The sequence below is a fragment of the Streptomyces sp. NPDC055078 genome, from assembly GCF_053607985.1.
In genome coordinates, this window is record NZ_JBSGUP010000483.1 from 1 (window position 1) to 6269 (window position 6269).

7 protein-coding genes are annotated in these 6269 nt (G+C 70.0%); all 7 read left to right on the forward strand.

Annotation, left to right across the window (positions count from 1 at the left end):
- Nucleotides 1-129 precede the first annotated feature (129 nt).
- The 7 genes from ACWF94_RS29865 (at nt 130) to ACWF94_RS29895 (ending at nt 6170) form a co-directional block, all read left to right on the forward strand.
- Nucleotides 130-774 (forward strand): HAD family hydrolase, encoded by a 645-nt coding sequence (locus ACWF94_RS29865; protein ID WP_453495298.1) that lies wholly within the window; start codon nt 130-132, stop codon nt 772-774.
- Nucleotides 775-844: 70 nt separating this feature from the next.
- Entirely contained in the window at nt 845-1999 is a 1155-nt protein-coding gene (locus ACWF94_RS29870) for an acetoin utilization protein AcuC (RefSeq protein WP_453495308.1), read from the forward strand.
- A 300-nt stretch (nt 2000-2299) separates the two neighbouring features.
- Nucleotides 2300-3115, forward strand: a complete 816-nt coding sequence (locus ACWF94_RS29875; protein WP_453495301.1) for a phosphatase — start codon at nt 2300-2302, stop codon at nt 3113-3115.
- Nucleotides 3116-3243: 128 nt separating this feature from the next.
- The gene (locus ACWF94_RS29880) at nt 3244-3456 is read left to right on the forward strand and encodes a helix-turn-helix domain-containing protein (protein WP_003958488.1); all 213 of its coding nucleotides are present in this window, start codon (nt 3244-3246) and stop codon (nt 3454-3456) included.
- A gap of 140 nt (nt 3457-3596) precedes the next feature.
- Nucleotides 3597-3695, forward strand: coding sequence for a 30S ribosomal protein bS22 (locus tag ACWF94_RS29885; protein WP_003948845.1), 99 nt, complete (start codon nt 3597-3599; stop codon nt 3693-3695).
- A 190-nt stretch (nt 3696-3885) separates the two neighbouring features.
- Nucleotides 3886-5034 (forward strand): NAD-dependent epimerase/dehydratase family protein, encoded by a 1149-nt coding sequence (locus ACWF94_RS29890; protein ID WP_453495311.1) that lies wholly within the window; start codon nt 3886-3888, stop codon nt 5032-5034.
- A gap of 14 nt (nt 5035-5048) precedes the next feature.
- The gene (locus ACWF94_RS29895; protein WP_453495305.1) at nt 5049-6170 is read left to right on the forward strand and encodes a lysophospholipid acyltransferase family protein; all 1122 of its coding nucleotides are present in this window, start codon (nt 5049-5051) and stop codon (nt 6168-6170) included.
- The last annotated feature ends 99 nt before the right edge of the window (nt 6171-6269 follow it).

A 6269-nucleotide genomic window follows, 5' to 3' on the forward strand; every position in this document is an offset into this window, starting at 1 on the left:
GCCGGGGCTTTTTGCATTATGGGCTGAATTCCAAGCCATATTCCAAGCCATGAGGCATTCAGGCAGGACGGACTGCCGGCGGGTGATCTTGGTGCGGTGTGCGGGGTGGCACCCTCTTAGGGTGGATGGATGAACTATGACCTTGTGATTTTCGACAACGACGGTGTACTCGTCGACAGTGAGCCGGTCGCGAACACCATCCTCGCCGGGTATCTCACGGAGCTGGGGCATCCCACCACGTACGAGGACTCCCTGCGGGACTACATGGGGGCCGCTGTCCACCGCGTACACGATCTTGTGCTGGAGAGGACGGGGCAGCGGTTGCCGGAAGAGTTCGATGCGACGCTGCATGCCCGGACCTTCGCGGCCTTCGAGCGGGAGCTGGCGGCCGTGGTGGGGGTGGCGGAGGTGCTGGGGAAGCTGGTCGCGGAAGGGGTGTCGTACTGCGTCGCGTCCTCCGGGAGCCATGAGCGCATTCGGGTCGGGCACCGGAAGACCGGGCTGGATCTGTGGTTTCCCGACGAGATCGTCTTCAGCGCGCAGGATGTCGGTCGGGGAAAGCCGGCGCCGGATCTGTTTCTGTACGCCGCGGAGCGCATGGGGACCGCGCCGGAGCGCTGTGCGGTGGTGGAGGACAGCGCGCTCGGGGTGGCGGCGGCGGTCGCCGCCGGGATGGATGTGTACGGGTTCACGGCGATGACCCCGGCGGAGAAGCTCGCCGGGGCGAAGGGGTATTTCGGGGCGATGGCGGAATTGCCCGCGCTGCTGGCCTGAGCCAGGGTCACGGAGGTGCCGCCGGGGCGGGGCGGATACGGTGGCGGGTATGAGTGGCCGCGGGTTGTTGATGTGGGACGAGGCGGTAACGAAGTATGACTTCGGGGACAGCCATCCGATGGATCCGGTACGGCTCGCGCTGACCATGGGGCTGGTGCGGGCGTACGGCCTGGACCGCGCGATGGAGGTGGTGGCCGCGAGTCCGGCCGGGGACTCCACTCTGCGGCTTGTGCACCGGGAGGACTATATCGCCGCCGTACGAGCGGCCTCGGCCGAGCCGCGGGCGGCGGATCAGGCGTACGGGCTGGGGACGGTCGACGATCCGGCGTTCGCGGGCATGCACGAGGCGTCGGCGCTGATCGCCGGGCAGTCCGTCGGGGCGGCCGAGGCGGTGTGGCGCGGGGAGGCCGCCCACGCGGTGAACTTCGCGGGCGGGCTGCACCATGCGATGCCGGGCGCGGCGGCCGGGTTCTGCATCTACAACGACGCGTCGCTCGCGATCGCGCGGCTGCTGGAGCTGGGGGCCGAGAGGGTCGCGTACGTCGATGTGGACGTACACCACGGGGACGGGGTGCAGGCCGCGTTTTGGGACGATCCCCGGGTGCTGACGATCTCGCTGCACGAGCATCCTCGGATGCTGTTCCCCGGGACCGGCTGGCCGGAGGAGACCGGCGAGGACGGCCCGGCGGCCGGTGGCGCGGTGAACGTGGCGCTGCCGGCGGGGACGGGCGACGAGGGGTGGCTGCGGGCCTTCCACGCCGTCGTACCGGAGCTGCTGGCGGACTTCCGGCCCCAGGTGCTGGTGTCGCAGCACGGAGCCGACACCCACTTCGAGGACCCCCTGGCGCATCTGGCGGTGTCGCTGGACGCCCAGCGGGCGGTGCAGGAGGCATGTCACTCGCTGGCGCACGAGCACGCCGACGGCGGGCGGTGGGTGGCGCTGGGCGGCGGCGGATACGCGGTGGTGGATGTGGTCCCGCGGTCCTGGACGCATCTGGTGGGGATCGCCGCCCATACGCCCGTGGACCCGGAGTCGCTGATCCCTGAGGAGTGGCGCGACGAGGTGTACGCCCGGACGCGGCAGCCGGGCCCCTGGCGGATGACGGACGGCCGGACACCGGCATGGCGGGAGTGGGAGGCGGGGTACGACCCCGCCGATCGGCTGGACCAGGCGGTGCTGGCGACCAGGCGGGCGGTGTTCCCGCTGCGGGGGATGCTTCCCTAAGGGTGTTCATAGCGGGTACGGGACGGGCTTGGTGCCGTCGGGGGCGCGTGGTCGTCATCGCGCTGTGGACCCGGGCCGGATCTCTGGGATGTCGAGCGCGGGGTGCGGCGGTGGCGGCGTCTCGCGTACGGCGGCGGTCGGGCGGGCCGTGAGCGGGTCGGCGAGGGCTTTTCCTGCCGCGCTGGCGGATTCCGGGGCCCGGGGTGGGGCGGCGGGGCCGGGAGGCAGCGTTACGCCAACTGTGGGGCGTCTGGGGCCTTTTCGCCCCCCGGGTCGTCCCCCTCCGGCAGCATCGGCGGCGTGTGGAGCACCGGAGCGCTGCGGGCGCACCTCTTGGCGGCCCGGCTGGCCGGGACCGTGGCGACCTCGCGGGAGGAGAGCCTGCGCAGTTACCGGCTCTTCGCGGCGCGCGATCCGCGCGTCACCCTGGGGCTCGATCCCCGGGGGGAGTGGAGCCAGCGAGAGGTGCTGTCGCTCATGGCCGACAGGTGCGGGGTATCGGACGATCCCGCGCGGGTCGACGGCCTCGATGTCATCGATCCCGAACGGACCTTGAAGGCGCTCGCCGCCTTCGCCGAGCGGCTCGGCGAGGTGGCCGCACGGCGGGGTGCGGTGCTGTTCGGGACCGGTCATCCGCACCGTCTGCTCGGGTTCTATGGCGGGCTGGCAGACGCTTTGTCGGCGGCGGGGTGCCTCGTTCTCACCCCTGCGCAGGGGCGATGTGTCGACATAACAACCCGGTTCGGGGTACGCACGTACAACCTTCAGTACGTACGGGGAGTCGCGCTGGTGCGGGCACCCGGCGCACGGGGTACCGGCAGTGAGACCGGCGCACACACCCATTCGCCGCTGCCGGTTCGTATGGCCCTGGAGGGTCTGGCGGAGGTCGGCGGACCCCTGCCCGACCTGGTCATCGGGGATCACGGATGGGTCTGCGGAGCAGGTCAGCTGGGCATTGAGGCCATCGGGCTGGCCGATACCGACGATCCCGCGCTCTTCGTCGGCGAGGCCGAGGGACAGGTTTCCGTGGCCGTTCCGCTTGATGATGGCGTGCGGTCCTCTTACTACCGACCGCTGACTCGCTATGTACTCAATCGAGCGTGTCTGTCACAGTAGGCGGCCGATGGCTGCTCCTCTTCCCCACTCGCACCACCCGCCCCTAGTCTGGGGAGTGAGCGCACAGCGACGAAGAGTCACCGGAGGGGAAGCCGGTGTGCGTCGTGTGCGGAAGGTACAGGTGGGTCATGGCTGCTGGCAGCGAGAGGCCTCTTAACGAGGTCAAGTTTCTTACCGTGGCGGAAGTCGCCTCGGTGATGCGGGTGTCGAAGATGACTGTGTACCGGTTGGTGCACAGCGGTCATCTGCCGGCGATCCGGGTGGGGAGGTCCTTCCGGGTACCGGAGCAAGCGGTGCACGACTATCTCCGCGAGTCCTTCGTGGGGGTGGAATCGGCGTAGCCGGATCGGGCGGCTGCCCTCGGATTACAGGCTCGGTGCTGAGGCGGGTAGGCTGGACCGACGTAGGTCGTGTGGGCCCAGACGCCCCGCACCGATCCCTGCTGGTGCGGGGGTGTTCCGAGAAGTGAGCGAGGGTAGTCGTGGGCTCTGTTATCAAGAAGCGGCGCAAGCGGATGGCGAAGAAGAAGCACCGCAAGCTGCTCAAGCGCACTCGCGTTCAGCGCCGTAACAAGAAGTAGGCGGCAGCTGTACGAACCATCACGGCCCTCCCACCCGAGCGGTGGGAGGGCCGTGGTGCGTCCGGGCGCGGCCGGAGGGACACGGTCCGCAAAAGAGCGCCGCGCAGTCGTCACAACCCAATACCGAACCGCTACGGTGACGCTGAAGGCGGGCTGGTCGGGCCTGTCGTACTCCAGGAAGGCGCTGATCTTGGGAAAGGTCGTGCTCGTCACGGGCGTCGCCCGGCAGCTCGGTGGCCGTCTCGTACGGCGGATCCTGCGGGATCCCGAGGTGGACCGGGTCGTCGGTGTCGACGCCGTGGCGCCGGAGCACCATCTCGGCGGCGCCGACTTCGTACGCGCCGACATCCGGCAGCCCGCGATAGGGCGGGTCCTGGCCGAGCACGGGGTCGACACGGTCGTCCATCTCGATGTCACGGGCACACCGCTGGGGGCCGGGGGGCGTACGGCCGTGAAGGAGACCAATGTCATCGGCACCATGCAGCTCCTCGGCGCCTGCCAGAAGTCGCCCACTGTCAGCCGGCTGGTGATCAAGTCCAGTACGAGTGTGTACGGCTCCGCTCCCCGCGATCCCGCTGTCTTCACCGAGTCCACGCCGCCGAAGTCCCTGCCGAGCGGCGGGTTCGCGAAGGACGCGGTCGAGGTCGAGGGGTATGTGCGGGGCTTCGCCCGGCGCAGGCCCGATGTCGCCGTCTGTGTGCTGCGGTTCGCGAACATCCTGGGGCCGTGCGCGGATTCGCCGCTCGCCGAGTTCTTCGCGCTGCCCGTCCTGCCGACGGTCTTCGGTTACGACCCCCGGCTGCAGTTCGTCCACGAGGACGATGTGATCGATGTGCTGCGGATCGCGCTGCACGAGCCGAGGCGCGGGACGCTCAACAGCGGGACGTTCAATGTCGCGGGCGAGGGGGTGCTGCTGCTGTCGCAGTGCTCGCGGCGGCTGGGGCGGCCCACGCTGCCGGTGCTGCTGCCTGCGGTGACCTGGATCGGTTCCGCGCTGCGTACGGTGGGTGTCACGGACTTCTCGCCGGAGCAGATCCGGCTGCTGACGCACGGGCGGGTGGTGAGTACGACGGAGCTGCGGGAGACGCTGGGGTTTGTGCCTCGGTTCACTACTGCGGAAACGTTTGCGGACTTCGCCCGCAGCCGGGGCCCTGGGCTGTTGCCGCCGGAGGTTCTCGCGCGGGCCGTGGACCGGGTGGGGGCGTCCCTGGCGGGTGGTGGTGCCGGGACGCCTCCACCGGCGGACACCGCGACGGCTCGGGCCGATCAGGGAACTCGGGCAACTCGGGCAACTCGTGTGGCTCGGGCAGAACAGACCACGCAGAGCGACGCCGACTAAGGAGCGAAGGCACGATGGCGGACGCCAAGGTCATTCCGTTCGATGACGACCGGTCGCGCGGTGGCGCGGCACGCTCGGCGCGGCGACGCCCGGCCGGAGGACCCGGGGGCGGTCGGCGCAAGGGCGATTCGGGGGCGGTGGGGGAGGCTCCGGTGAGTTCCCTGCCGGGGGTGGGGACGACTGTTTCCGGACAGTCTCCGGAGGTTGTCTCCGCGGCCGGGGCGTCGGTTCCGCCGGCCCGGTCGCCGAAGGACGGGGAGTCCGGTGCGGGGACGCCCGACGGCGGGTCGGGGGGCGGGGACTGGGACCGGCGGATCGCGGGCGGGCTGGCCTTTCTGCGGCGCCGGATCACCGGTGACTACGAGGTCGATGAGTTCGGCTACGACGCGGAACTCACCGACCAGGTCCTGATGTCCCTCGTCCGGCCGCTGTACGAGAAGTACTTCCGGGTCGAGGTGAAGGGCATCGAGAACATCCCGTCCGACGGCGGGGCGCTGGTGGTGGCCAACCACTCCGGTGTGCTGCCGCTGGACGGGCTGATGATGCAGGTCGCCGTCCACGACAACCATCCCGCCGGGCGTCATCTGCGGCTGCTCGCCGCGGATCTGGTCTTTGTGCTGCCGGTCGTCAATGAGCTGGCCCGCAAGGCCGGGCACACCCTGGCGTGCGCGGAGGACGCGGAGCGGCTGCTGCGGCGCGGTGAGGTCGTCGGGGTGATGCCGGAGGGGTTCAAGGGCATCGGGAAGCCCTTCGGCGAGCGCTACAAGCTGCAGCGGTTCGGGCGGGGCGGGTTTGTGTCCACGGCGCTGCGGGCGGGGGTTCCGATCGTGCCGTGCTCGATTGTCGGCGCGGAGGAGATCTATCCGATGCTCGGGAACTCCAAGACGCTGGCGCGGGTGCTGGGGGTTCCGTACTTTCCGCTGACGCCGACGTTTCCCTGGCTGGGGCCGTTGGGGGCGGTGCCGCTGCCCACGAAGTGGACGATTCAGTTCGGGGAGCCGATTGAGACGGGGGGGTATGTGGGGGAGGCGGCGGAGGATCCGATGCTGATGTTCAATCTGACGGATCAGGTGCGGGAGCAGATTCAGCACACGCTGTACAAGTTGCTGGTGCAGCGGCGGTCGGTGTTCTTCTAACTGGGGCTCCGCCCCAGACCCGGCGCCTCAATCGCCGGCGGGGCTTGAGTGGTGGGCTCGGGACCAGACCCCGCGCCTCAAACGCCGGCAGGGCTGGGA